Origin of the sequence: Lentisalinibacter orientalis (genome assembly GCF_040706535.1) — a bacterium.
GTDB classification, from domain to species: Bacteria; Pseudomonadota; Gammaproteobacteria; order Steroidobacterales; family Woeseiaceae; genus Lentisalinibacter; species Lentisalinibacter orientalis.
Genome location: NZ_JAPDRJ010000001.1, coordinates 1,485,397 through 1,510,251 on the forward strand (window position 1 = coordinate 1,485,397; position 24,855 = coordinate 1,510,251).

Below are 24,855 nucleotides of genomic sequence, written 5' to 3' on the forward strand. Positions count from 1 at the left end.
GCAAGGGATGGCCCAGACCGCACGCATCGACACGCCCGACGACGAACCCGGAGGCAAGCCGAAGGTCCTGTTCGTCGACGACGAGAAGCGCGTGCTCAACTCCATGCGGGCGCTGTTCCGCCGGGATTACGAGTTGCATCTCACCACCGACGGCGCCGAGGCGATCCGCATCGCCGAGCAGGAAAGCGTGGACGTGATCATCGCCGATCAGCGCATGCCCGGTCTCTCCGGCGTGGAGGTGCTCGGAGAGGTGCGTCGTCGCGCGCCCTCTGCCGTGCGCATCCTGCTGACGGGCTACGCGGACCTGGACGCCATCGAGGGCTCCATCAACATCGGCGAGGTGTTCCGTTTCCTGTCGAAGCCCTGCCCGCCGCAGGAGCTGCGCGAGACCCTGGCGGAGGCGGTACAGGCTGCGCGCCAGTCGGGGGCCGCCGTGCGTGCGGCGACCGTCCTGGAGGCGGCTCCTGCGCCGCCGCAGCCGGAACGGGCGTCCGAGCCCGAGGCCGCTCCCCAGTATGAACTCGCGCCCGAATCCGAACCGGAGCCGCGGCCCGGGACGGTGCCGCCGGCGGCCGAGGAGCCGGCACCTCGTGCGGTCCCGGCGGAGGATCATGCGGCGACGGTCCCGAACCTGGCCCTGGAGCTGGAGAGGGAGGAGCCGCCGCGTTCCGAGGCGACCGCCGGCGTGGCAGAGGAAAAGCCGGCGGAGGAAGCACCGGTGGAGACCGAGATCGTGCTGTCCGGGGATTCCGGGACGGAGTTCGTCGACACCATCGTGATCGGCGGCGACGAGGCGCCGGGCTCGCGGCGGGGCGGCGCCTGCGAGGACATGGACAACGTCGGCGTGGCGCTGTTCACCAGCGATGCCACGTTCGCGGACAGCGTCGAGCGCACGCTCGGCGAACGCTATCGGGTCACCCGCGCATCCACGCTGGTGCAGGTCACTGAGATGCTGTCCGATGCCGGGGCCGGCGTGCTGGTCACGGACTTCTGCACCGACGGCGCGATGCTGCGCAACATGCTGTCGACGCTGAAGCGTTATCTGCCGGAGCTCATTACGATCGTCGTCAGCGACGAGCGGGATGCCGCCGAGATGATCTCGCTGATCAATCATGGCCAGGTGTTCCGCTACATGTCGAAGCCGATGGACGAGGCACGGCTGGTGCAGAACGTGAACGCCGCCATATTGCGCCACATCCAGCTGCTGGAGAATCCCGAGCTCGTACAGCGCCACTCCGTCGTGCCCGACCGGCCGCCACGCCACGGCGCGGCGATGCTGGCGCAATTCGTGAGCCGCATCCGCGGGATGCGCAGACTGTGGGTGCGTAGCTGAATGAATGATGCAGTGACAGGGCGCGGGGATTCCGGCTCAGGCGGCCACCGGCGCACCGCCGACATCCTGCTGGTGGTGGCGGGTTTCGTGGTGGCCGGCCTGGCGGCGGCCTGGTTCCTGGCGGACCGGCTCGGCGGCGAGGAGGAGCAACTGTTCGAGGCGCCGCTGCCGGCGGTGTCGTCGTCCGCCGAGAGCGCGGCTCCCGGCCTCTCCGTCAGAGCCGCCGCGGGCGAGGCCACGGACGTCAATCTGGGCAAGGCCCGGATGGCGGCGAGTGCCGGCATGCTGGTGGAGCCGGCGGGGCAGAACGCCCTGTATTTCTACTCCCTGGTCCTGGATGCCGAGCCCGAGCATGCCGAGGCAGCGAGCGAGCTGACCGAGGTGGCCGGCGAGGTGGCCGGCCGCGTGCGCTCTCTCATGGAAGCCGGCGAATTCACCGAGGCGGCACGGCTGGCCAGCAAGCTGGCCAGCGTCACGCCCGGCCATCCGGTCATCGTCGAGGTGCAGGAGACCCTGATCGCACGGCAGCAGCGGCTGGTCATGGAGGCCGTGCAGGCGGCCCGCGACGGTGACGACGGCACGGCGGCAACCCGCCTGGCGGCCGCCGAGGCGCTGCCCCAGGTGCACGATGCGCTCGTGGAGACGGCGCGGGAGCAGATCGGCACCATCCGGGCCGAACGCGCCGCCGCCGCCCGGGAGGCCGAGCGCCGCCGTCAGGCCGCCGCCAGGCGCGCGCGCGAGCAAGCCGCCGCGGCGGCTGCAGCGGCGGCCGCGGAGGAGAGCGAGGAGGCCACCGCCGGCGCCCCGGCGGAGTCCGCCGCCGGTGAAGTTGCGGATACGGATGCCGGAGAACCGGCACGGCCGCCCGAGCCGGACGCACTGGCGCTGGGCCGTGAAAGCCTCGCGGCCGGCCGCCTGGTGGCACCGCAGGACGACAACGCGCTGGCGTGGCTGGCGGAGGCCGAAGCCACGATGCCGGAGGATCCGGGCGTCGCCGGTTTCCGCGACAGTCTGGTGAGCGCCCTCTCCGTGGCCATCCGCGACCGCATCGATGCGGGTGCCCTCGAGGACGCCGAGCAGCTCGTGCTGAAACTGGAGACCGTGGCGGAGGCCGCACCCACGGTGGCCGCGCTGCAGGACGAGGTGGATCGTGCCTTCATCCGGCGCGAGTCCGCCCGCGTGATCCCGGGCAGCGAGATGCTGGCCACGGATATCGTCCCGCCCGTCTATCCGCGGGCGGCGATCCGCCGTGAGCAGGAGGGCTGGGTGGACGTGGAGTTCACGGTGCTCGCCGACGGCAGCACCGCCGATCCGGAGGTGATCGAGGCGCAGCCCGAGCGGGTGTTCGAGCGGGCCAGTCTGCGCGCCGTCGAGCAGTGGCGGTTCCGGCCCCGCGTCTATCGCGGCCGGCCCATCGACCAGCGGGTTTCCACCCGCATCAACTTCCAGCTGCAAGACTAGTCTTGCCGCGGCCGTTCCCGCCGCCGCATCCGGGCGGCGGGACATCCCGAATACCCTGTCTGCGCGGGTCCGGCGTAGACGCCTGCGTTATCATTGGCATCCCTCTTGGCCGAAGCTGATCATGTCCCTGCGCCTCCTCGGAATCATGGCCGTCATCCTGGGTATGGCGGCCTGCTCGACTCCCCGCTATGCGCCGGAAGGCGCAGAAGACGTCCTGCCCGTGCCGTCAGCCTGGCCGGACTCCCCGGCAGCCGGCGCACCGGCCGAGGCGGTCTGCCGGGACCTCGGCGGCGAATCCCTCGCTGCGCTCGAATCGCGCCTGGCCGCGGACAGCCTCGAGCTGCGCGGGGCGGTGGCGCGGCTGCGCCAGGCCGAGGCCCTGGCCCGGGGCGCCCGCTCGCCGCTGCTGCCGCGTCTGGATCTCGCCATCGAGGGCAGTCGGGGCGACGCGGTGGGAGCGGGTTTCCTCGCCGCGCAGATCCCCGGTGACGCGCTGCCGCCGGGTTTTCCCGCCGGCGGCGTGTCGGAGCAGTATCAGGGCTCCCTTGCGGCGAGCTACGAGGTGGACGTGTGGGGCCGCGTGCGCAACGAGTACCGGGCCGCGGCACTGCAGGCCGAGGCGGCCGCGGAGTCGCTGGCGGCGCTCGAGGTGACCCTCGGCGCCCAGCTGGCGGATACCTGGGCGTCGTTGCTTGCGCAGCGGGAACTGGTGGCGCTGCTGGAAGAGCAGGTGGCCACCTCGCAGAAGTTCCTCGAACTCACCCGGCTGCGCTTCGGGCTGGGGCAGAGCGGCGCGGCCGACGTGGGGCGCCAGCGCCAGCAGCTGCAGCGGCTGGACGGCCAGCTCGGCGTGGCGCGCGGGCAGCGCAGGGTGCTGGAGCATCAGCTCGCCGTCCTGCTCGGCAGCCCGCCGGATACCGTCCCCCTGCCGGACGACCGGGGGCTGCCGGCTGTGCCGCCACTGCCGGACCCCGGCCTGCCGGCCGCCCTGCCGGAGGCCCGTCCCGACGTCCGCGCCGCCCGCCTGGCGCTCGCCGCCAGCGACCGCCGGCTGGCCGCCAGCATCGCGCAGCGGCTGCCGTCCCTGTCGCTGAGCGGCAGCCTGATTTCCGTGGAGACCATGCTGGAGGATCTCTTCAGCGACACGCTGTGGCAGGCGGGCGCGGAGGTCACCACCAACCTGTTCGACTTCGGCCAGCGCCGCGCCAACATCGACCTGCGCGACGCCGAGGCGGAGGAGGCGCTGACCGGGTACGCCGGCGCGCTGCTGGATGCCTGGACCGAAGTGGCCGTCTCTCTGGCGCAGACCCGGGCCCGGGACGACCTGGTAACGAGCCTGCGCCGCCAGCTGGCGGAGGCGGAGCGGGTGCTGACGCTGACGCGCACCGCGTATCAGGAAGGGCAGGTGGATTTCCTCGACGTGCTGCTCGCGCTGCAATCGAAGCAGAGCCTGGAGCAATCGCTGGTCGGTGCCCGGCGCGACCAGTACAGCGGCCGCATCCAGCTGTGCCGGGCACTGGGCGTCTCGCTGCTGCGCCAGGAGGGCGCATGAGCCGCGGCCGTCGGCAGGCCCTCGCGGCGGTCGTGGTGCTGGTCGGCGGCATCGCGCTGTCGGCCGTACTGCTGGCCACCCGCACGGAGCCCCAGAAGGCGCCCCGGGTGGATCGGGGCACGCTGGTGGAGACCTGGCCCGCCGAGAGCCGCACCGAGCGCTTCACGGTACCGGCGCAGGGCGTCGTGACACCGTCGCTCCGCGTGGTGCTGCAGCCCCAGGTGGGCGGCCGTGTGGTGGAACTCAACGATGCGCTGGTGCCCGGCGGGCTCGTGGAGGCCGGCGAGCTGCTGTTCCGCGTAGAGCCTGACGACTACGAGCTGGCGGTGGAGACGGCCCGCACCCGGCTGGCGGATGCCGGGGCCAGGCTCGCCCTCGAGCAGGGCCGCCGGCGGGTCGCCGAGCGCGAGTGGCGGCTGTTCGCCGACGAGCGGGACGAAGCCGCCGACCCCTCGCTGGCGCTGCGCGAGCCCCAGCTGGCCGTGGCCGAAGCTGCGGTGGCGGCGGCCAGGGCGCAGCTCCGCCAGGCCGAGCTGAACCTGCAGCGTACCCGGGTCACGGCGCCGTTCAATGCGCTGGTCCTGACGGAGAACGTGGACCTGGGGCAGACCCTGTCGCCGCAGAGCCAGGCGGCCACCCTCGTCGGCACCGACCGGGCGTGGGTGCGCGCCGCCGTGCCCGTGGACCGGCTCGGCGCTCTCGAGCTGCCGGACGCGCAGGGTCGCGGCGGCTCGACGGTCGAGGTCCGCTACGACAGCGGCGCCGAGACCGTCGTGCGCCGGGGCCGGCTGCTCCGGCTGCTGGGAGACCTGGACCCGGCCGGCCGGCTCGCCCGGGTGCTGGTCGGCATCGACGATCCGCTGGCGCTGGAGACGGGCGGCCTGCCGCTGCTGTTCGAAAGCTACGTCGACGTGGAGATCGAGAGCGACCGGGTCACCGAGGTGGTGGCGCTCGAGCGCGCCTGGCTGCACGCCGGCGACCGGGTCTACGTCTACGGCGAGGACGGCCGGCTCGACATCCGCCGGGTGGAGGTGGGCTGGCGCAAGCCGGACCAGGTGATGATCACCGGCGGCCTGGAGTCCGGCGAGCTGGTGGTGACCAGCCCGCTCGCCTCGCCGGTGCCGGGCATGAAACTCAGACTGCAGGACGAACTCCCGGTCGGCGCGGAACGAGCTGCCGGGAACCCGTGAGGGTATGAGCGCCGACCCCACAGCCATGCGGGGCCCCATCGCCTGGATGGCCCGCAACGCCGTCGCGGCGAACCTGCTGATGCTGCTGCTCATCGTCGGCGGGCTGCTGTTCGCCCAGCAGGTGCGCCAGGAGGTCTTCCCGGAGATCGATCTCGACATCATCACCGTGAGCGTGTCCTACCCGGGCGCGAGCCCGGAGGAGGTGGAGGAAGGCGTGGTGCTCGCGGTCGAGGAGGCCGTGCGCGGCGTCGACGGCATCAAGGAGGTCAGCTCGGTCGTGAACGAGGGCCGCGGCGTCGTGCTGGCCGAGCTGCTGCTCGACACCGATGCCGACCAGGCGCTGAACGACGTCAAGAGCGCCGTGGACCGCATCACCTCCTTCCCCGAGGACGCGGAGCGGCCGGTCATCTCCCTGGCGACCAACCGGGAGCAGGTACTGAACCTGATCGTCTACGGCGACCTTGAGCTTCGCGAGCTGGACGGGCTGGCGGAGCAGCTGCGCGGCGAGCTCCTGGACGACCCGCGCATCACGCTCATCGAGGTGGACGGCCTGCCGCCGCCCGAGGTCAGCATCGAGGTGCCCCAGGAGCAGCTCCGCCGCTACGGCCTCACGCTGCCGGAGATCGCCGGGCGGGTGCGCGCCGCCTCCATCGACCTGCCGGGCGGCACGGTGAAGACGGCCGGTGGCGACGTGCTGGTGCGCACCACCGAGCGGCGCGAGTTCGGCGACGAGTTCGAGGACATCGCCGTCATCAGCAATCCGGACGGCTCCCGCGTGACCCTGGGCGAGATGGCGACCATCGTCGACGGCTACCGCGACACCGACACCGAAGCGTTCTACGACGGCCATCCGGCCGTGCGGTTGAAAGTGTTCCGCGTGGGCGACGAGTCGCCGCTGACCGTCGCCGATGCCGTGCACGAGTTCATCGACGCCCGCCAGGGCGACCTGCCCGCCACCGTGAATCTGGTGGTCACGGACGATTCCTCGGAGGCCTTCCGCGACCGCATCGGCCTGCTGATCGAGAACGGCCGTCTCGGCGCCCTGCTGGTGCTGATCGTGCTGGGCATCTTCCTGCAGCCGCGCCTCGCCTTCTGGGTGACGCTCGGCATGCCCATCTCCTTCCTCGGCGTATTCCTGTTCATGCCGATGGCGGACATCTCCATCAACATCATCTCCCTGTTCGCCTTCATCCTGACGCTGGGCATCGTCGTCGACGATGCGGTGGTGGTGGGCGAGGCCGTGTTCGCCAACCGCAGCCGCTACAACGATCCGCTCACCTCCGCGGTAGCCGGCACCCGGGAGGTGCTGACCCCGGTGGTGTTCGCCGTCCTCACCACCGTGCTGGCCTTCATGCCGCTGCTGTTCGTGCCCGGCATCATCGGCAAGTTCTTCATCAACATCCCGATGATCGTCATCCCGATACTGCTGCTCTCGCTGGTCGAGTGTCTGCTGATCCTGCCGGCCCATCTCGCCCACGTGCGCCGCTCCGGCCAGTTCCGGCCGAACCCGGTGATGCGGCCGATCTATCGCTGGCAGAAGCAGTTCTCCAACGGCCTGGAGAACTGGATCGAGAATCGCTTCCGGCCGATGGCAGAGCGAGTGGCCGAGCGCCGCTATCTGGCCCTGGCCATCTCGCTCAGCGTGCTCATGGTCGCCTGGGCCACGCTGGCCAGCGGCCGCGTGCCGCTGACCTTCTTCCCGCGGGTGGAGGCCGACTTCGTCTCGGCGGGCGTCGAGCTGCCCTTCGGCGCGCCGGTGCACGAGACCCGCGGCGTCATGGAGCACATGATCGCCGCCGCCCGGGAAGTGGAGGAAGAGCTCGGCGGCGAGGAGGTGGTCAGCGGCGACGGGCCACTGGTCACCGGCATCTACTCGGAGATCGGCAAGAGCCAGCCCAATACCGGCGGCGGCGACATCAGCATCGGCACGCAGACCGGCGGCCACCGGGCGCTGGTGACCGTCTACCTGGCGCCGGCCGGCGACCGGGAGGTGAGCGCAGAAGAGTTCGCCAACCGCTGGCGCCGCAAGGTGGGCGAGCCGCCGGCAGCCGAGCGCATGACCTACAACTATTCGGTGGGCCCTGCCGCCGGCGCCAAGGTGGCCATCCAGCTCTCGCATCGGGACGTGCTTACCCTGGAGCACGCCGCCGCCCGGCTCGCCGGGGAGCTGTCGGATTACGCGGGGGTGTTCGACGTGGACAGCGGCCTCGAGCAGGGCAAGCCCCAGCTCGACCTGGAGCTGAAGCCGGCGGCCCGCAGCCTCGGCATCACCGAGAGCGATCTCGCCAACCAGATCCGCGCCGCCTTCTTCGGCGCCGAGGCCCTGCGCCAGCAGCGCGGGCGCGACGAGTTGCGCGTGTACGTGCGGCTGCCCGAGTCCGAGCGCGAAACGCTCTATTCCGTTGAGACTTTCATCGTGCGCACGCCGGGCGGCGGCGAGGTCCCGCTGGGGCAGGCCGCCCGGGTGACCGAGGGGCGCTCGTTCACGGAGATCCGGCGCGAGGACGGCAAGCGGGTGATCGAGGTCAGTTCCGACGTGGACGAGAACGTCGCCAACGCCGGGCAGATCACCGCCGCGCTGACGGGCGAGGTGCTGCCGCGCATGCAGCAGGAGCTGCCGGGGCTCACCTGGAGCCTGTCCGGCGAGCAGGAGGCGCAGGCGGAGTCCATCGGCGGCCTGATGCGGGGCATGGTGCTGGCGCTGCTCGCCATGTACGCGCTCATGGCCGTCGCTTTCCGCAGCTACGTGCAGCCGCTGCTGGTGTTGTTCGCCGTCCCCTTCGGCCTGATCGGCGCCGTGCTCGGTCACGCCATCATGGGCTACACGATGAGCTTCGTCAGCGTGCTCGGCCTGGTGGCGCTGTCCGGCGTGGTCATCAACGGCTCGCTGGTGCTGATCACCGCCATCAACGACTTCCGCAAGGAGGGGGTGGAACTGCAGGACGCGGTCATCTCCGGCACCGTGCGCCGGGTGCGGCCGGTGGTGCTCACCTCCCTGACCACCTTCTTCGGCCTGACGCCGATCATCTTCGAGACCTCGCTGCAGGCCCGCTTCCTGATCCCCATGGCCATCAGCCTCGGCTTCGGCGTTCTGTTCGTCACGGCCATCGCGCTGCTGCTGGTGCCGGCGAGCTATCTGGCCATGACCGACGTCCAGCGCTGGGTCGCCGGCCGGCGCGCGGCGCGGCTGCCGCAGCATTCGGCCTGAGGCGGCCCGGGCGCCGCTCCGCGTGCGTCTGACTCGCCGCCGCGGTCTGCTAATATCGGCGCCATGAACGGTGCCGAATCACTATTGCGGACGCTGCTCGCCGCCGGGGTCGAGGTGTGCTTCACCAACCCCGGCACCTCGGAGATGCAGTTCGTCGCCGCGCTCGATCGGGTGGACGGCATGCGCAGCGTGCTGGCCCTGTTCGAGGGCGTGGTCTCCGGTGCGGCGGACGGCTACGGGCGCATGCGCGGCGTGCCGGCCGCCACGCTGCTGCATCTCGGCCCCGGCATGGGCAACGCGTTCGCCAATTTCCACAACGCCCGGCGCGCCCACACGCCCATCGTCAACATCATCGGCGAACACGCCACCTGGCACCGCGAGCTGGACGCGCCGCTCACCTCCGACATCGAAGGGGTTTCCCGGCCGGTCTCGGACTGGGTGCGCACCTGCGAGGACGGCACCGCGCTGGCCGGTGATGCGGCCGAGGCGGTGGCCGCCGCCACGGCGCCGCCGGGCGGCATCGCCACGCTGATCATGCCGGCGGACCTTGCCTGGCAGGACGGCCCGCCGCCCGGCGATGCCCTGCCGGCGGCCGCACCCGCGCCGGTCGACGGCGACCGTATCCGGGCCGTGGCCCGGGCGCTTGCGAGCGGCGAACCGGCCGCCATCCTGGTGAACGGGCCCGTGCTGCGCAGCCGCGGCCTGGAGCTGGCCAGCCGCGTCGCCAACGCCAGCGGCGCCCGGCTGCTGACGGATACCTTCGTCGGCCGCCAGGAGCGCGGCGCGGGCCGCGCCGTCATCGGCCGCCTGCCCTATTTCGCCGAGGAGGCCCGGGAGACGCTGGCCGGCATCCGCCACCTGGTGCTGGTCAACACCCGCGAGCCGGTCACGTTCTTCGCCTATCCGGGCGTGCCGAGCCGCATAGCGCCGGAGGGCTGCCAGATCGCGAGCCTGGCCGAACCGGGCGAGGACGGCGTCGCCGCGCTGGAGGCGCTCGCCGACGAACTCGGCGCCGGCGCGGACCGGGCCGAACTGGCGCCGGCCCGCCAGCCCGGGCCGCCCACCGGGGACCTCGGCGCCGAGACGCTGGCACTCGCCATCGCCGCGGTGCTGCCGGAGAACGCCATCGTCTCCGACGAATCCGCCACCAGCGGCGGCGCGCTTCTGCCGGCCACGGCGAACGCGCCGCCCCACGACTGGCTGATGCTCACCGGCGGCTCCATCGGCCAGGGCCTGCCCGTGGCCACCGGCGCCGCGATTGCCTGCCCGGACCGCAAGGTGCTGGCGCTGCAGGCCGACGGCGGCGGCATGTACACCCTGCAGTCCCTGTGGACGCAGGCGCGGGAAGGACTGAACGTCACCAACGTCATCTTCGCCAACCGCCAGTACCGCATCCTGAACATCGAGTTCATGCGGGTGGGCGCCGGCGAACCGGGACCCAAGGCGCGGGACATGCTCGACATCGGCCGCCCGGATCTGGACTGGGTGGCGCTGGCCGAGGGCATGGGCGTCACCGCCCGGCGCGCGACGACGCTCCAGGAGTTCAACCGGGCGCTGGCCGACTTCGTGCCCGAGCCCGGTCCCAACCTCATCGAGCTGGTGCTGTGACGATGCGGGCCTTGCGGAGACTGCTGCCATCCATGGTCATGATCCTCGCGCTGGCCTTCGCGGCCGCGCCGCCCGCCGGCGCCGAGGTGACCGCAGCGGCGGCCCACGGTTTCGCGGTGCATGCCGAGGCCGCCGTGGACGCGCCGCCGGAGACGGCGTGGCGCATGCTGACCGCGCACGTGGGCGAGTGGTGGAACGGCGCACATACCTACTCCGGCGAGGCGCACAACCTCTATATCGAGACCCGCCCGAACGGCTGCTTCTGCGAGAAGCTGGGCGAGGACGGTGCGGTGGTGCACATGACCGTCACCTTCGTCGAGCCCGGCCGCATGCTGCGCCTGACCGGCGGGCTCGGCCCCCTCGGCCTGATGGGCGTGAACGGCAACATGACCTGGAGTCTGGTGGCGGAGGAAGGCCGCACCCTCATCGCCCTGGACTACGCGGTGGGCGGCTACGACCCCCGTGGTCTGGACCAGATCGCACCGGCGGTGGACCGGGTGCTGACCGAGCAGCTGCTGCGGCTGCAGAGACTGATCGAGACCGGCACCCCGGACGACGGCGAAGCCTGATCCGTCTCAGCCGCTGCCGGCGGCCGGGCCGGTCCCCTGCATGAACTCCACCACCACCCGGGCCAGCTCGGGCCCGCGGTCTTCCTGCAGGAAATGGCCGCCGCCGCGGATGGTCGTGTGCGGCTGTCCCGCCGCGCCGGGGATGCGTGCCCGGGCCACCTTGTCCATGCCGCGGGTGATCGGATCCTTGTCGCTGAAGGCGGTCAGGAAAGGCTTCTCCCAGCGCTCGAGCACCTCCCAGGCCCTGCGGTTCGCCGGCGCCGCCGGGTCGTCCGGCCGGGTCGGCACCAGCGGCGGAAAGGCCCGCGCGGCCGCCTTGTAACGCGCCGACGGGAACGGCGCGTCGTAGGCGGCGATCACCTCCGGGGAGAGTGGCGTGGTGGTGCCCTGGTCGACGATGCGGCCGATGGGGAACCAGGGGCTCCAGCGCGCGAACAGCTGCCATACCTTGAACGCGCCCGGCAGCTGCTGGTCACCGGTGGGCAGGCCGCCGTTGGCCAGCACGATGCCGCTGAAACGCTGCGGGTTCTCGGCGGCGAGCCTGAGACCGAGCAGCGAGCCCCAGTCCTGGCAGACCAGGGTCACGTCCGAGAGGTCCAGCTCCAGCAGGAAGGCGGTGAGCCAGTCCATGTGACGCTGGTAGCTGTAGTCGGCCACCGCCGCCGGCTTGTCCGACTTGCCGAAGCCGATCAGGTCCGGCGCCACGGCACGATGGCCGGCGTCGACGATGACCGGGATCATGTGACGGTACAGATAGGACCAGCTCGGCTCGCCGTGCAGCAGCAGCACCGGCCGGCCTTCCCGCGGTCCCTCGTCCACGTAGTGCAGCTCGAGCCCCTCGACCTCGCACCAGTGCTCGGCAAACGGGTAGTCGGGCAGATCCCGGAATCGCTCCGGCGGTGTCTTCAGGACTTTCATGGCGGCTCCCCCTGCTGGCTGGCCGTCATTCTCCGGTCCCGCCGGCCCGGGACGCAAGCGCCCGGGTTTCGGGGCCCGGCTCCCGGACGAGGCTTTCAGCCAAGGCTGCGGCCCGCGAACCAGGCCAGCCCCAGGCCGCAGAGGACGGCGGCCAGCAGGGTCTGGGCCGGTTCGGCGCGCGTCACCCGGAACAGCCGGCCCGCGACCGCCACCGCGACCAGCACGGCGGCCACCAGGGCCAGCTGGCCGAGCTCGACGCCGACGTTGAAGGCCACCAGCGGCAGCGCGACCGCGTCTTCGGGCAGGCCCGTCTCGAGCAGGAAGCCGGCGAAGCCCAGGCCGTGGATGAGGCCGAACAGGACGGCGACGGCGCCGAGGAAACCGCTGCGCCGCGTGCGGTCGTCGAACTCCCCGGCCAGCGCAAGGTAGCAGCCGGAGAAGAGCGCGAGGCCGGTATAGGCGGCCAGGCCCCGGGGCGGCAGTTCTGCGAACGCCCAGGCGACGAGGCCGGCGACGCCGGCGACGAGCGCGGCGGCGACGGCGAGCCGGCGCCAGTAGCCGTCTCTCAGGGCAACGGTCTCCGCTGCCACGAGGGCGATGGTATAGCCGATGAAGGCCTCCACCCGGGGCGGCGACGCCTGCACCAGCCCGGTCACGGCGAGCGTCAGCGTCACACTGTGGCCGATGGTGAAGCCGGTGACGGCGATGACCACGTTGCGCCAGCGCGCGGCGGCGAGCAGCAGGGCGAGCAGGAACGCGATGTGGTCCGGCCCGCTCAGTATGTGAGTGACGCCGAGCTGCAGATAATTGCTGAAGCTCGCGCGGTCGCCCGACGGCGTGTCGCCGCCACTGTCGAGGCGGAACTCCGGGTCACCCTCGCGGATGATGGATTCGGTGAGGGTGCCGGCCTGGCGCGCGAAATGGGTATGGCCCTGTACCCGGTCGAACAGCACGCCCGCCCGCACGCTCTCGGGCGGGCCTTCGCAGTCGTAGCGCAGTTCCACCCTGACGTAGCCCGCCCGGGCCGTCAGCGGCTCCGCGGCGGCCAGTGTGCAGGCGCCGTCCGCCGAGCGGACGACGACGCGCTCCGCCAGATAGTCGGCGAAGACCCGGCCGAGGGGGCGGCCGTCCCGGGCGACCTCCGGCAGGCGGGTGACCTCCCGCGCGGGCACCGTCACGATGCCCGTGGCGCTGCGTGCACCGGTGTGCCATTCCGACCAGGACTCGCTGCGGGTGTGGGCCGCCGCGGCGCCGGCGAACAGGCACAGCAGCAGGAGCGTGCCTGCGGCCCGGCTCACCGCTCTGTGGTCTCCGCCGTCTCTGCCATCTCGATATCCGCCCGGGACCGCAGCTCGTCGAGATAGCGGGCGAGGGCGGTATCCATCTGCGCGCGCCGCCAGGCGGCCTCGACCCGGTCACGGATCTCGCCGTAGGGCGGCGCCGCGGCTTCGCTGCGCCCGGCCACCCGCGCGACGATCCAGCGTCCGGCATAGGGCAGCGGCGCCAGCCATTCGCCCCTCGGCGCATTGCTCAGGGCGGCGGTGACCCGGGGGCCGAGGTAGTCGCGCAGTTTCGCCGGCGGCAGCAGGGCATCGGGCAGGCCGGCCACCGGCTCGCCCGCCGCGGCAGCCGCCTCGTCGCCGTCGTCGTGTCTCGCGAGCCGTTCCCGCAGGGCGCGCGCCGCGGCCTCGTCGGGCGCCGCACGGGCCTGCACCCGCAGCCGCGGCGCGCCGGCGAAAAGGGAGCGGTTGTCCGCATACCAGGCGCGCAGCTCGTCTTCGGCAGGCAGGCGGGCCGCGGCGTCCCGGGTGATGCGCCGGATCATCGCGTCCACCAGCGCGTCCCGCGCCGCGCGGTCGGTGTGCCCGAGGTCGAGTTCCAGCGCGCGCTGCACGAGCAGTTCCTCCTCGATCAGGCGGCGCAGTATCCAGTCCCGGTCCGCGGGGTCGAGGGCATCGCGGGAATCGCTGCCGAGGGCGGCGAGGGCGTCCGCGAGTTCCGTATTGCCGATGAGGCGATCGTTCACCCGCGCCGCCGCGTCGGCCGGCAGGTCCCGCGGCGCGTCGCTGGCGAGCAGGCCGTAGACGGCGAGCGCGATGCCGGCGCAGGCGCCGGCGGCGAGGATTGTTATATTCCGGGGACTGCCCCGGGTTACGTTCCGGGGCCGGCGGCGGTCCGCCGGCTTGTCTTGCGGGTTGTCGCTCGGGTCGCTCACCGTGGGCATTATAGGGCCGGCTCCGGTACATTACGCCGCTGGACGACGGCGGAGTATGCGCTATGACCATCCTCGACGGTGCGACGGTGCTAGTGACCGGCGCATCCGGCGGTTTCGGCCGGCAGATGATGCGCCAGTTCCTGGCGGCGGGCAGCCGGCTGATCGTGACGGACCGGGATGCCGCGGCGCTGGCGGAGGCGGCCCGGTCCATCCAGGCGGAGGTCGGGGGGCGAGGCGAGATTCTTGCGGTGCCGGAGGCGGACCTCTCTGCGCGGGACGGCTGCGAGCGGCTGTGCGACAAGGTCATGGCGGTCGCCGCGCCCGACATCCTGGTGAACAACGCCGGCATCGGCATGAGCGGGCGTATCGACCGGATCCCCTGGCAGCAATGGGAGACGCTGATGCAGGTGAACCTGCTGTCGGTGATGCGCCTCACCGCGCTGTTTCTGCCATCCATGCTGGAGCGCGACTCGGGCCACATCGTCAACGTCTCCTCCATCGCGGGCTGGGTGGCCGCGGGGGGCATGTCCGTCTACTCCGCTTCCAAGTTCGGCGTGCGGGGCTTCGGCGACAGCCTCACCCGGGACCTGGAGGAGACCGGGGTCCGCGTGACCACCGTGTTCCCGTTCTTCAGCCGCACGCCCATCCTGGACTCGATACAGTTCGGCGACGACCCGCCGCGCAAGGTGCCCGACGACATCGTCACGGAGCCCGCGGACGTCGTCCGCGCGATACTGAAGGGCATCCGCGAAGACCGCGAGTATGTGTTCCCGGACCCCATGGCGCGCCGGCTGCATCTGCTGCAGCGTTTCTTCCCCCGGCTCGTGCTGTGGTTCGGCCGGCGATTCGAGGAGCGTACCCGGGCCGCCGGCGAGCCCGGCTGACCGGCACGGCCAAGGGTATTGTGACGGGAGTTAGATGATCAGCCTGAGAGCGAGACTGACGCGGGCGCTGCTGCGACTGCGCATGCGGTTCCGCAAGCCGGACGCACCGATGCCCGAGCGACGCGCGCGCCTGGACCGAATGGGCGGCGCCATCGCCGCGGCGGACGGCGTGCGGATCGTCCCGGAGCAGGTCGACGGCCTGTACGCCGAGTGGCTCGTCCCGGAAGGTGCCGGCGAGGACGAGGTGGTGCTCTACCTCCACGGGGGCGCTTACACGGCAGGCTCCTGCGCGAGCCACCGCAATGCGGTCTCCCACATCGCCCGGGCCGCGGGTATACGGCTGCTCATGCCCGAGTACCGGTTGGCACCGGAGCATCCTTTCCCCGCCGCCCTGGAGGACGGGCTCGCCGCCTACCGGTGGCTGCTGGTACGGGGCGCGAATCCGCGCAAGGTGATCCTGGCCGGCGACTCGGCCGGCGGCGGGCTCGCGCTGGCCGTGATGGTGGCGGCCCGGGACGAGGGGACGCCGCTGCCCGGCGCAGCCTCGCTCATTTCGGCCTGGACCGACCTCGCCGCGACCGGCTCCTCGCTGAAGAGTCGTAACGACAAGGATCCCTGGTTCGATGCCGACGAGATCGCACCGATGGCGCGGCAGTACCACCAGGACACGGACCCCCGCCATCCGCTGCTATCGCCGCTGTACGCCTCGCTGGAGGGGCTGCCGCCGCTGATGCTGCAGGTGGGCGACCACGAGATACTGCTGAACGACTCGACCCGGGTGGCGGAGAAGGCGCGGGAGGCGGGCGTGGACGTCACGCTGCGGGTGTGGCCCGGCATGTGGCATGTCTGGCACTTCTTCGTGGGCCGCATGCCCGAGGCGAAGCAGGCCATCCTGGAGATGGCCGCCTTCATGGAGGCGCGCATGGCCGCGGGCCGAAGAAGTGCCGGGGACAGCTAACCCGCACGAATCGGGTTAACTGTCCCCGTGGCTTGCCGGCAGGGTCGGGCCGGTCAGGGAGAGAGCGTCTAGATCGTGCCGTTCACGATCGGCGCGAAGGCGGTGAGGCTGTCCCGCAGCTGGTTGTTGCCCAGGCCGTGGCCGGGGAACACGTTCGGGAACAGACCCTGCTCGCCGTGCAGCGCCATGTAGTTCAGGATCACCGTCTCGACCAGCAGGTTGACGTTGTTCGCCGCCGGGGTCGAGGCGTTCTGCACGGAGCCGTCCGCCTGGAACCAGCCGATCTGCTGATGGCGTTCGGGCCCGCCGTTGGTATCCAGCAGCTGCGGTCTGCCGGCGGGGTTGTAGACCAGGAAGAACGAGGCGGCCGTCGACTGGTTGTCGCTGACCCACTCGAACTTGCCGCGGCCTTCCTCGGAGTTGTCGACGGTGCCGTTGGCGGACAACGAGCCGTCGCTGAACACGTAGAGCATCAGCGGCAGGCCCTTGCGCGCGGCGTACTCCAGGCAGGCGCCCATGCAGCGGCCGGCGCGGAAGTCACGCACCTCGCCGGTGCGCCGCGCGCCGCCGTGATAGTCGTAGCCGCCCATGGCCACCGTGCCGGCGCCGGCGAAGCCGTTCACCACCATCTTCATGACGGCGGCGGTCTTGCGGAATTCCCGCTCGTCCTGGTAATCCGCCTGGGTGAAGATGCTCGCGAGATCGTCGCCGACGATATCGAGGTCCGCGTCCGGATCCAGGATGCCGGGCTCGCCGAAGCGGTCGGCCAGATCGGCCGCCTTCACGTAGCCGCAGTTCACCAGGTCCTTCAGCACGTCGTCTGCGGTGATCTCGAGCTTCGTGTCCACCCGGCCGAGTTTCATGTCGCTGATGCGCTGGATGGACTCCATCACCGCGACGGCGTCCTCCTGGGCCAGCAGGCCCACCAGCTTGCCGGTGTCCACGAGGCCCGTCACGTCGCTCGCCCGATCCACCTTGGTGGGGCGGATCGACTGATCCATCAGCATGGCGGGCGCCATGGAGTTGCCGCCGGAATCCGACGAGCGCGAGCCGATCAGCGTGAGCAGCTCGCCGTCGGCGCCCGCGCGGGCGATGCCGTACATCGGGTTGTGCGGGTTATTGCCGGTGTCGTTCTCCGAGCGCGCCGGGATCACGCAGCCGTTGATGTTGGCCATGGTGGTCGGCGACAGGTGCATCATCATGCCCCGCAGGAACGCGCTGTCGGAGTGGAAGGCGAGTCCCAGGTCGGTGTTGATGAAATCGTTGGTGCCGGTCTGCGGGTTGGTGACCGGCGGGATCATGTCGCCGGGCAGCCCGAGCTTGGCGTAGCCTTCGGTGGACAGGAAGTCCATCTGGCCGCCTTCCTTGCCCACCAGCACGTTCGAGCCGGCCATGCTGGCGCCGCCCGCCAGGTCGAAGGAGATGAACGGGATCTTGCCCGCGCCCTGCACGGCGATGCCGCAGGACTGCGCCAGGGCCTGCAGGTCGGGACTCAGCGCCGCATAGGCGGCCCGCGGGTTGGCGAACAGGCTCATCACGCCCGCTCCCATCAGACTCCCGGTGCCGGCGATGAAGCCCTGGGAGAGCAGCTGGCGACGGGTGATGGGCCGCGGGTGATCCGGATGGCAGAGCGGCGCATCGGGATTGGTGGTGGCGAACTTGTTTGACATGGTCATTGCCTCGATTGATGCGTTGTCTGTGACTCGTCGATCACTGGACGGTCAGGGTCGCGCTGCCGATGAGCGCGGCACAGGTCGCCTTGGCGACCGTTGCCGTGCGGCCCGGCTCGCAGCTGCCGCCGCAGACGGTCAGCCGATCGATCAGGCTGTTCAGCTCGGCCTTCACGTCGTCCGGGTGCGGCTGGCTCACGACATTGGTGTTGTTGATCCGCGTGATCAGCGGGTCCAGCAGCGTATCGCGCGCGGCCAGCGTGCCGTAGGCCGTCGTCACCGCCGCGTCGAAATTGAAGCCCGGGAATACCTGCGCGCGCAGCCCGGTGTCCTCGACCAGCGCGTTGCAGTACTCGATGGCGAGCTGGGACACGCCCACCTGCTGGGACGACGAGAACGCGCCGAAGCTCTCCACCGTGGGCAGCTGCTGCTTCACGGTCTCGAAGGTCTGCGCCACGTCCGGGTGGGTCATGGGCACGCCGGTGATCTGGGACATCGAGGCGTTCAGCTCGTCGAAGACGCGCACGCCCACGTCCGGCGACGGCTCGCGGTCGGTCGGTGCCGGCGTGAGCGGTGTCGGCTCCGTGCGCACGTTGGTATTGGCACCGAGCACCTCGAAGGTCAGGAAGAACTCGTCCGACTCGGGACCCTTCTGCAGCTCGATGATCGTACCCACGTCCGCCAGCGGCTGGCCGAGGTCGGCGGTGGCCGCGTCGCTCGACAGCGTCGCCGATACCGTCTTGTACGCCTGCCCGGCGACCGGTTCGCCGCCGTTCAGTCCGATGCGCATGCCTTCGAGCGCGATGCCGCTCCAGGTGGCCGTGTCATCCAGGCTCAGGAAGTGGGGCTTGGTGAACAGATAGGAGTAGCTGTCGAACTGCGCCACTTCGAACAGGACATAGGCCTCCGGCACGTCGATCAGATGGCTCACACCGAACAGCAGGAAGAATTTCTCGCCGACGCCGACGTCGAAGTTCTGCACGATCTGCTCCGGCGTCAGCGTCCGGTTGTGGATGGCCACCATGCGGAACGTGCCGGCGAACTGCCGGTCGCCGGAGACCTCGTTGCCGAGGACGAAGGCGAAGGTGTCGTCCCAGTCGGCGATGCTGCCGCCCGTGCCGAGCGGGTCCATGTCGTCGGTGTGCACGCCGTTCACGTAGATGCTGCGGCCCTCCACCGGGTCGAAGTTCGCCACCACGTGCTGCAGGGTCGCCTGCAGATCCTCGTCGGCGGCGGAGGTGGTCAGCACCGGGTCGCCGTTGCCGTCGGTGGCATCCGAGCGGTTGAAGAAGTCGTAGCTGTACAGCGTCTGGCCCAGCGTGAAGTTGCGCGCCGTGGTGCCGGCGGAATAACTGACGATCCGGGACTCCTCCTGCACCACGTTGGCGGGTACCACCCAGGCCTCGATGGCGTACTCGCCGGTGCCCTTGATCAGGTCGTGCAGCTTGCGGCTGGCCGTGGTCGTGCCCTGGGCCTTGCCCTCGCGCAGCGCGATGCCCCAGCCGCCGACCCAGTTGTAGTCGCCGCTGATGGTGAGATTCAGCGCCGGTTCGACGCCGCTGGTGTCGAAGGCGGTATCGCCCTGACCGGTCTTGAACTCCCACAGCGCGATCACGTTGCGCTCGTAGCGGTTGCCGCCGGAGGCGACGATGCCGTCGGTCAGCGCGAGCGCGCGGCTCAGGACCAGAGCGGGATCCACCTCGGTGGGGGTCACCTGATTGGCGAAGGCCTCCACGGCCGACTGCATCTCTGCGGCGTTGGCGCTGCAGTCGCTCCAGCAGTTGTGGAACTCGCTGGCCAGGCGCACGACGAAGCGCGACGCCGCAGGGTCGTCCAGGTTGATCTTCGACTTCGCGGCATCGTAGGCGGCCGCCACGTCCGCTTCGGCGAAGAACGGCGACTGGGACGTGGCCGCGGCGCCGGTGTGACAACCGGCGCAGTACTCGGTGAGGACCGGATGCACGGTCTGCCCGAACAGGGCGCCACCGTCGTCCGGGAAGCTCTTGCTGGCGCCCGGCTGCTTGTCCACCGGCGCTTCCAGGTCGATGTTTTTGCCGCCGCCGGCAGCGTCGCCGGCCCAGTTGGTGACCCAGGTCGTCAGGATCTCGCCGCAGACCGCGTCGCTGGACTCCCAGCAGTTATGACCGCCGGCCACCTTGGTCACCATGCGCGAGTCGGCCGGGGAGGTCAGGTCGACGATGGCGTTCGCCTCCTCGTAGGCCAGGTTGACGTCGTCGGTGCGCGCGAAGGTCGGTGCCTGGCCGCCGGTGCCGTGGCAGGCGCCGCAGCGGTTGTCCGGCCGTACGTTGTCCCACACCTCGATCTTGAACGACTGCACGTCGTCGGTGGCGGGCGCCGGACCCGTGTAGTCCGGCGACGGCGCGACGCTCGTTACCGGATTCTCCTCGACGTCGGCGCCGCTGGAGCAGCCGGCCAGCGCGGCAGCCGCCATCAGGGCGACGACGAGATGAGTGCGGGCAGGCAGAGAGATCATATTGTTCCTATCCATGATTGCCGAACTCCTCATTCGCCCATGCAGTGCACGGCGGTCTCGGCGAACACCGTCTTCATGCGGTACTGATCGGCGCGGAATACGCCGGTGATCCTGTCCAGGGCAGCCCGGTCGGACGCGTCCTGGGGCTGGCGGAAGCACACGGCTTCGAACACTTTCTTCACCTGACATTCGGCGAAGACGTCGCTCGCGCCGAACTCCCGGCCCAGTGACTTGGCGCCGTTGCCGCTGCCCGGCAGCGACGGATCCCAGCCGAGCCCGGCGTTACGCCCCTGCCGCCAGTAGTTGTCCCAGCGGTCGTCGGGGGTGCGGAAGCCGAACGGGAAGTTGGCGTCGTTATTGAAGTACTTGGGATGCACCTGGCCCTCGGTGTACTCGATGCGGCCGGTGTCCGGGTTGAAGTTGTAGTAGGCATAAGCCTGCGCCAGCGGATCCATGCCCGCGTGGCACTCCACGCAGTTGTTCAGGAAGACGCGGCTGTCGCCGCCCGGGCTGCGCGAGACGTCCTGGCGGATGCGGTCCGGCGAGCGCGAGCCGTCCTTCACCTGCTCCAGGTCGTTGCACATGTGATTCATCAGCGTGAAACGGAACATCGCCCGGTTGGTGCCGGCGATGAAGAAGGCCTCGGCGGCGGCGCGGCTGGTGACCACGCCGGCGGTGGCGGAGGCCGGCAGGTCGGTCACCGCGGACTGGCTGGTCTGTACCAGCGCGGTCTTCAGGTCGATGCCCTGTTGCTCCATGGCCTCGTAATGAGCGTTGTCGGACATGGAGTAGGGGGGCAGCCCGAGACCGCTGTCGCCGACGTAGAGAATGTCAGCGGAGAGCACGGTATTGAACGGCACGTCGTCGCGGATCATGCCGATGACCGTGGCGGTGTAGTCGTTCAGCGGCGCGAAGACCGTCTGCTCCCGGTTGGTCCAGGGCGTCACGAAGTTCTTCAGCGTCACGTTATAGAAGGCGCTGTTCTCCATGGCCGTCTCCGCCGCCGCAATGGGGTTGCCGGCGAGAATGTCGGCTTCCATGCCGGCCAGCACCTGCTCGGTGGGCGGTACGCCGGCGAGACGGTCGTGCAGCCGCTTGGCCTGTTCCCGCGGACCCGCTTCGGCCGTGGCAGCCAGCGCGAGCACAAGGCAGGCGATGGCAAGGAGGGCGCGGCGCGGAAGCGCGTGCGCGAACTGCTTCTGTACGTTCATGGGTGCGTTCATGACGATCCTGCTCATACGTTTCCGTCTTCCCTTCCTGCCAGGGGGCGAAGACCGTCGGGAGCGGAGGACGTCCCTGCGGGATCATCCCTGCTGATCGTCAGCTGTCGCTCCTGGCAGCTTCGCCGTCCTGGACGTGAATCCGTAGACCGGTGGCTTTGCGTCCCCGCCTTTCGCCGGGTTTGCCCTTTTCAGAAGCCCTGCGTGCGCGTCGCGCTATTCGAAGCGTCCGATGCTCGCAGATCGCCGACAGGGCCACCGTGACTCCATTCACAAGTCCCGTGGTTTCCCGGGACTCCCGTCACGTGTGCTCCCCCGCGGCCGGCTACTGTTGCGAGCAAGGGGAGTGCAAGCCGCGTGCCAGATCACGACTTGGATGGCTGGAAAAGCCTTTCCGAATACAGAACAAGAGGTTGCGCGTGATCCGGGCAGTGGCGCCGGGTCGGCATATGTCAACCGCTTGTCGGCAGAAATCGACACTTTGCCGACGCCCGCAAGGCAACTCCCTGATTCGGTGGGCGTTTCGGCTTGTCGCCGAACTACGACAGCGCGCGTCCGTGTGACACGGCAGCCGTCACCTTGAGCCAGTCGATGCAAGGCCCCGGGCACGGTCTCGCTGTCGGCGAAATTCCACATTACGCGCGTCCCGGAGGCGTCCCTATACTCCGCCGCTCATCAACTACCAGGACGCGCGCGCAACGATCTCCATGGATTTGTGATCTTGTTAACAGAATGCAGTGAGGCCCCTGTCCACCATTGGTCACGGCCGGCCGCGAGCTTTCCAGTCGCGCGTCGGAAGACCGGCGGTGCAGGGCGCCTGCAGCATTCCCGCAGTGATCGCAGGAGTGCGTCGCGTGACGGCTGCAGGAAAGAGGATGTCCCATGAACAGCACGATGCAGACAGTTACCCGGAGGGCGCCGGCAAGGGCGGCTCTCGTTGCCGTCGCCTGCTCGGTGGTGGCCGCCGCGGGCTGCGGTGGCGGCGGCAGCGGCGAAGGCCGCATCGGCTTCGGCAGCGGGCAGGATCCCGACCCCGTCGTGCTCGACTTCCCCATCGCCTACGTGAAGCGGCCGGTCCCGGTCGACGACAACGGCGACCCGACCGACTTCGACGTGCGCGAGCCGGTGACCTTCGACATCGGCGCCGATCTCTACGTGCGCGACCGGGCCTCGCCCAGCACCGCCGACGTCAACGTCACCGGAGAGATCACCGAAGGCCTCGGTGACATCCGCGACCTGGAGGTATCGCGCGACGGCACGAAGGTGCTGTTTGCGATGCGGGCGCAGTTCATCGAAGGCGCCGACGAGGAGGACCAGCCGACCTGGAACGTCTGGGAATACGACATCGCCGGCGACACGCTGCGGCGGATCATCGCCTCGGACATCGTCGCGGAGTCCGGTCACGACCTGGCGCCGGCCTATCTGCCGGACGGTCGCATCATCTTCTCCTCCACGCGCCAGCGCCAGTCCGGTGCCGTGCTGCTGGACGAGGGCAAGCCCCAGTTCGCGGCACTGGACGAGGACCGCAACGTGCCGGCGCTGGTGCTGCACGTCATGAACGAAGACGGCACCGATATCCGCCAGGTGAGTTTCAATCAGAGTCACGACCTCGATCCCGCCATGCTCTCGAACGGGCAGGTGGTGTTCAGCCGTTGGGACAACGCGCCGGGTAACGACGGTATCCATCTGTACCGCATGAACCCGGACGGCGCCGCGCTCGAGCTGCTGTACGGCGCCAACAGCCACGACACCGGCAGCGGCGGCGAGCCCGTGCAGTTCCTGCGCCCCCGGGAGCTGCCGAACGGTAACGTCATGGCGCTGCTGCGCCCCTTCGACGGCGCCGGGGGCGGCGGCGACATCATCGAGATCGACATCGCCAACTACATCGAGAACACCCAGCCGAACCGGGACAACATCGGCGTGCTGTCCGGTCCGGCGCAGACCGCGGCCACCATCAACGAGGTGCTGATCGACGACGACGTGCCTTCGCCGGGCGGACGCTACAACTCCGTGTTCCCGCTGCGCGACGGCACCGAGCGCCTGCTGGTGAGCTGGAGCCAGTGCCGTCTGCAGGATCCGGTCGATCTCAGGATCGTCCCGTGCACCGACGACAATCTGGCGGACCCCGCCCTCGTCGAGGCGCCGCCGCTCTACGGCATCTGGATCTACGACCGCAGCGAGGACACCCAGCAGCCGGTCGTCGCGCCCGAAGAGGGCTTCATGTACACGGACATCGTCGCCGCGGAACCGGGCACCGGCACGCCGCCGGTGATCTTCGACGACTCGGAGCCCTTCACCCTGGATCCGGACATCGCGGCGGAGGGTGCGGCGGTGATCCACATCCGCAGCGTCTACGACATCGCCGGGCAGGACGTCTCCGGCGTCGGCATCGACGTGCTCGCTGACCCCGCGCAGACCACCGCGGCCGATCGGCCCGCGCGCTTCCTGCGGGTGGTGAAGGCGGTCTCCATCCCGGACGAGGACGTGCGTGACTTCGACAACAGCGCCTTCGGTGTGTCGGCGGCCCAGGGCATGCGCGAGATCGTGGGCTACGCGGAAGTGGAGCCCGACGGCTCGGTGATGATGAAGGTGCCTGCCAACGTAGCCCTCGGCGTCAGCGTGCTGGACGGCCAGGGCCGGCGCATCGGGCCGCGGCACAACAACTGGCTGCAGCTCAGGCCCGGCCAGCTGATGGAGTGCTCCGGCTGCCACGACCCGGGCAGCGGCGAGTCCCACGGGCGCGCGGACGCGTACCCCGTGCTGAACGAGGGCGCCGAGGTGACCGGCCAGCCATTCCCGAACACCGACCCGGCGCTGTTCGCCGACGTGGGCGAGACGATGGCAGAGGTGCGGGCGCGCACCAGCTGCTCCACCGATTGCGCCGCCATCGAGCCGTCACTGGACATCGTCTACGAAGACGTCTGGACCGACGAGGCCGCCGCCGGTCGGGCCAGGGACGAGTCGTTCGCCTGGCGCTACGGCCCCACCGTGGTGCCCGGCGAGTCCGGCCTGGAGACCCTGGCGCCCACCACGCCCGACTGCATCGGCGACTGGAGCGCGACCTGCCGCGCGGTCATCAACTACGAGGCCCACATCCATCCGCTGTGGTCGAAACCTCGAATCGTGGACGTGGACGAGGACGGCATCCCCGAGGCCGACAACACCTGCATTACCTGCCACACCCGCACCGACGCGATGGGGCAGCTGAAGGTGCCCGACGGCCAGCTCGAGCTGACGGACGGCGCATCTCCCGACGAGCCCGATCACTTCAATGCCTACCGCGAGCTGCTGGCCGCGGACAACGAGCAAATACTCGACATGGGCGCCCTGGTGGACCGCCTGGTGGAGGTGGGCATCGACCCCGAGACCGGCGATCCCATCCTCGAGCCGGTGACCGTGCCGCCCAGCATGCGCACCGCCGGTGCCAACGCCTCCGGTCGCTTCTTCGACCGCTTCGCCCCCGGCGGCAGCCACGCCGGCTGGCTCACGCCTGCCGAGCTGAAGCTGTTGTCCGAGTGGCTGGACGTCGGCGGCCAGTACTACAACAACCCGTTCGACGCGCCGGAAAACTGATG

At 70.4% G+C, this 24,855-nt stretch carries 16 protein-coding genes and 1 riboswitch; of the genes, 10 read left to right on the forward strand and 6 right to left on the reverse strand.

What is annotated here, in order from left to right:
• Window positions 1–7 precede the first annotated feature (7 nt).
• The 7 genes from ACJMK0_RS06585 (at window position 8) to ACJMK0_RS06615 (ending at window position 10,921) form a co-directional block, all read left to right on the forward strand.
• Entirely contained in the window at window positions 8–1,333 is a 1,326-nt protein-coding gene (locus ACJMK0_RS06585) for a response regulator (RefSeq protein WP_405236673.1), read from the forward strand.
• A gap of 12 nt (window positions 1,334–1,345) precedes the next feature.
• Entirely contained in the window at window positions 1,346–2,794 is a 1,449-nt protein-coding gene (locus tag ACJMK0_RS06590; protein ID WP_405236675.1) for an energy transducer TonB, read from the forward strand.
• Window positions 2,795–2,915: 121 nt separating this feature from the next.
• Entirely contained in the window at window positions 2,916–4,346 is a 1,431-nt protein-coding gene (locus ACJMK0_RS06595; protein WP_405236677.1) for an efflux transporter outer membrane subunit, read from the forward strand.
• Window positions 4,343–5,536, forward strand: coding sequence for an efflux RND transporter periplasmic adaptor subunit (locus ACJMK0_RS06600; protein ID WP_405236679.1), 1,194 nt, complete (start codon window positions 4,343–4,345; stop codon window positions 5,534–5,536). The genes ACJMK0_RS06595 and ACJMK0_RS06600 overlap by 4 nt, the downstream gene beginning before the upstream one ends.
• Before the next feature lie 4 nt (window positions 5,537–5,540).
• Window positions 5,541–8,744 (forward strand): efflux RND transporter permease subunit, encoded by a 3,204-nt coding sequence (locus tag ACJMK0_RS06605; RefSeq protein WP_405236681.1) that lies wholly within the window; start codon window positions 5,541–5,543, stop codon window positions 8,742–8,744.
• A 63-nt stretch (window positions 8,745–8,807) separates the two neighbouring features.
• Window positions 8,808–10,352 (forward strand): acetolactate synthase large subunit, encoded by a 1,545-nt coding sequence (locus tag ACJMK0_RS06610; RefSeq protein WP_405236683.1) that lies wholly within the window; start codon window positions 8,808–8,810, stop codon window positions 10,350–10,352.
• 32 nt (window positions 10,353–10,384) lie between these two features.
• Window positions 10,385–10,921, forward strand: coding sequence for an SRPBCC family protein (locus tag ACJMK0_RS06615; protein WP_405236685.1), 537 nt, complete (start codon window positions 10,385–10,387; stop codon window positions 10,919–10,921).
• A gap of 6 nt (window positions 10,922–10,927) precedes the next feature.
• Here ACJMK0_RS06615 and ACJMK0_RS06620 read toward each other — a convergent pair whose 3' ends face one another.
• From ACJMK0_RS06620 to ACJMK0_RS06630, 3 genes are all read right to left on the reverse strand, one after another.
• A complete protein-coding gene (locus ACJMK0_RS06620; RefSeq protein ID WP_405236687.1) occupies window positions 10,928–11,839 on the reverse strand; it encodes a haloalkane dehalogenase in 912 nt (303 codons plus the stop codon).
• Window positions 11,840–11,934: 95 nt separating this feature from the next.
• Window positions 11,935–13,137, reverse strand: a complete 1,203-nt coding sequence (locus ACJMK0_RS06625; RefSeq protein ID WP_405236689.1) for a HupE/UreJ family protein — start codon at window positions 13,135–13,137, stop codon at window positions 11,935–11,937.
• Window positions 13,134–14,063 carry a peptidylprolyl isomerase gene (locus ACJMK0_RS06630; RefSeq protein ID WP_405236691.1) on the reverse strand — a complete coding sequence of 310 codons (930 nt, stop codon included), beginning with the start codon at window positions 14,061–14,063 and terminating at the stop codon, window positions 13,134–13,136. The genes ACJMK0_RS06625 and ACJMK0_RS06630 overlap by 4 nt, the downstream gene beginning before the upstream one ends.
• Before the next feature lie 53 nt (window positions 14,064–14,116).
• On the opposite strand from ACJMK0_RS06630, the gene ACJMK0_RS06635 reads away from it, so the two are divergent.
• Both ACJMK0_RS06635 and ACJMK0_RS06640 read left to right on the forward strand, forming a co-directional pair.
• The gene (locus ACJMK0_RS06635) at window positions 14,117–14,938 is read left to right on the forward strand and encodes an SDR family NAD(P)-dependent oxidoreductase (protein WP_405236693.1); all 822 of its coding nucleotides are present in this window, start codon (window positions 14,117–14,119) and stop codon (window positions 14,936–14,938) included.
• A gap of 34 nt (window positions 14,939–14,972) precedes the next feature.
• The gene (locus tag ACJMK0_RS06640; RefSeq protein WP_405236695.1) at window positions 14,973–15,896 is read left to right on the forward strand and encodes an alpha/beta hydrolase; all 924 of its coding nucleotides are present in this window, start codon (window positions 14,973–14,975) and stop codon (window positions 15,894–15,896) included.
• Between the two features lie 68 nt (window positions 15,897–15,964).
• Here ACJMK0_RS06640 and ACJMK0_RS06645 read toward each other — a convergent pair whose 3' ends face one another.
• The 3 genes from ACJMK0_RS06645 to ACJMK0_RS06655 are packed head-to-tail and all read right to left on the reverse strand — an operon-like array spanning window position 15,965 to window position 21,298.
• Window positions 15,965–17,566, reverse strand: a complete 1,602-nt coding sequence (locus tag ACJMK0_RS06645) for a hypothetical protein (protein WP_405236697.1) — start codon at window positions 17,564–17,566, stop codon at window positions 15,965–15,967.
• A 40-nt stretch (window positions 17,567–17,606) separates the two neighbouring features.
• A complete protein-coding gene (locus tag ACJMK0_RS06650) occupies window positions 17,607–20,075 on the reverse strand; it encodes a LamG domain-containing protein (RefSeq protein ID WP_405236699.1) in 2,469 nt (822 codons plus the stop codon).
• Between the two features lie 14 nt (window positions 20,076–20,089).
• The gene (locus ACJMK0_RS06655) at window positions 20,090–21,298 is read right to left on the reverse strand and encodes a hypothetical protein (protein WP_405236700.1); all 1,209 of its coding nucleotides are present in this window, start codon (window positions 21,296–21,298) and stop codon (window positions 20,090–20,092) included.
• Window positions 21,299–21,392: 94 nt separating this feature from the next.
• Window positions 21,393–21,477, reverse strand: a riboswitch (cyclic di-GMP riboswitch).
• 685 nt (window positions 21,478–22,162) lie between these two features.
• Between ACJMK0_RS06655 and ACJMK0_RS06660 the strand changes: the two genes are divergently transcribed.
• On the forward strand, window positions 22,163–24,853 hold the full coding sequence (locus ACJMK0_RS06660) for an HzsA-related protein (RefSeq protein ID WP_405236702.1): 2,691 nt from the start codon (window positions 22,163–22,165) through the stop codon (window positions 24,851–24,853).
• Window positions 24,854–24,855 lie beyond the last annotated feature (2 nt).